Origin of the sequence: Paraburkholderia sp. SIMBA_054, from assembly GCF_046534875.1 — a bacterium.
Classification (GTDB): Bacteria; Pseudomonadota; Gammaproteobacteria; order Burkholderiales; family Burkholderiaceae; genus Paraburkholderia; species Paraburkholderia hospita.
Map to the genome: position 1 here is coordinate 1 of NZ_JAWRXV010000572.1, position 286 is coordinate 286.

Below are 286 nucleotides of genomic sequence, written 5' to 3' on the forward strand. Positions count from 1 at the left end.
GGGAAGTCGTGTCGAGATTCACTTGGTCATCAACGACTTTCCATCGATTACTGACAAGCCAGGCGACGGCACGCCGCCGCACAGCGCGGCATTCCTTGAAGAGTTCCAACAGCATCCGAATCGGTCGCTGTCGGATTGGTATGCGCAGGGATGGAGCCGACTGATCGATCACCTGCGCCGCGAAGCCAGCCTCAGCGATGGCGACTTCGAACAGTTCTTGCACAGCCTCCGTGTAGTGTGCGGGGCTGCGGCGGACTTCATCCAGTCGCACAAGTTGAACGCCGAG

General features: G+C 59.4%; 1 protein-coding gene. It reads left to right on the forward strand.

What is annotated here, in order from left to right:
* Nucleotides 1-22 precede the first annotated feature (22 nt).
* A partial coding sequence (locus SB822_RS56390) for a hypothetical protein (RefSeq protein WP_410859017.1) occupies nucleotides 23-286 on the forward strand: 264 nt, incomplete at its 3' end.